Below are 1,393 nucleotides of genomic sequence, written 5' to 3' on the forward strand. Positions count from 1 at the left end.
CTGAGAATCATCTAGCCGGCCTCCCCACCTCGGAGGTGGCGCAAAATTCAAGGTGCGAACATTGTCTTTTGCTTAAGGAGGCCGTGATGAAATTCTGTGGCATAGACCTGCATTCGAACAATAGCGTTGTAGTGATCACTGACGAAACGGATCGGGTACTGGTCAGTCGACGTTGCCCAAACGATTTGGTGAAGATCACGATGTTGCTCGAACCGCATCGCGCCGAGTTAGCCGGCGTGGTGGTCGAGTCCACCTACAACTGGTACTGGCTGGTCGATGGTTTGAAAGGCGCTGGCTTCGAGGTGAAGTTGGCCAACACCGTGGCGATGAAACGTTATGACGGTTTAAAACATTCCGATGATCAGGACGATGCGGCTTTTCTAGCGCACTTACTAAGGCTAGAAATTTTGCCGACTGGCTACATTCATCCGCCACAAGAGCGTGCGCTACGCGACCTCGCCCGTAAACGGATTCAATTGGTGCGCAGCCGGACTCAACATGTCCTGGCAGTGGAAAACATCATGGCGCGTCAGTTGGGTTGCCGACTGAACAGTGGTGCAGTCAAACGCCTGTCAGCCACATCGGTAGACAGGCTGGGCCTGCCACCCGATGTGGCTCTGGCTATGAAAGCCAATGTGGCAATCATTAAGGCGATGAATATTCAAATTGGTTGTCTGGAAGACCGATTGCTTCAAAGCGCTCGATTGCGCCCGGAGTATTCCCTGCTGAAGTCGATGCCGGGGATTGGTGAAGTTCTGGCTATCGTGATCATGCTGGAAACCGGAGACATCGAACGCTTTGCCGATGTCGGCAACTTCGCCTCTTATGCGCGATGCGTGAATAGCGCCCATTACTCCAATGGCAAGAAAAAAGGTGAAGGCAACACCAAGAACGGTAACGCCTATTTGGTCTGGGCCTTTATCGAGGCGGCCAACTTTGCTCGGCGTTTCAGCGAGGAAGCCAAGCGTTTCTTCGAGAAGAAGAAGGCCAAAACGAACAACGTGATAGCGACCAAGGCGCTGGCTCACAAACTGGCGCGGGCGAGCTATCACATCCTCAAGGAGAAACAGCCGTTTGATGCAAAACGCTGTTTCTCCTGAGGGCGAATACGGTGGCGGTAGGTCAGCCAGTAAGGGGACTGGACGCGAGCCAACTGGTCTGAGTGGAGGCTTGCTGTCACCGTCTGAGTGTGTTGTTACCGGGTCGTCTGCCAAGTGAGCCAGTAGAGACTGGACGTGTAATTTTTTACGCGAGCCACGGTTCTGTGACACGTTTTGGACACATTGGCGGCACCAACGTTTCTCTGGGGCGGGTTACCGCCAGGGCGGTACTGGAAGCATTACCACCGCTTGATCCATATGGGTGACTGGCGCGACTCGGTCGTAGCCACAAA

The 1,393-nt window shown here is 54.0% G+C and carries 1 protein-coding gene; it reads left to right on the forward strand.

Translation table 11 applies throughout. The features are described from left to right. The coding region (locus FBY03_RS22935; RefSeq protein ID WP_256678028.1) for an IS110 family transposase at positions 1-1,100 on the forward strand (1,100 nt) is incomplete at its 5' end. Positions 1,101-1,393: the final 293 nt, after the last annotated feature.

Source organism: Pseudomonas sp. SJZ079 (genome assembly GCF_007993865.1).
GTDB lineage: Bacteria > Pseudomonadota > Gammaproteobacteria > Pseudomonadales > Pseudomonadaceae > Aquipseudomonas.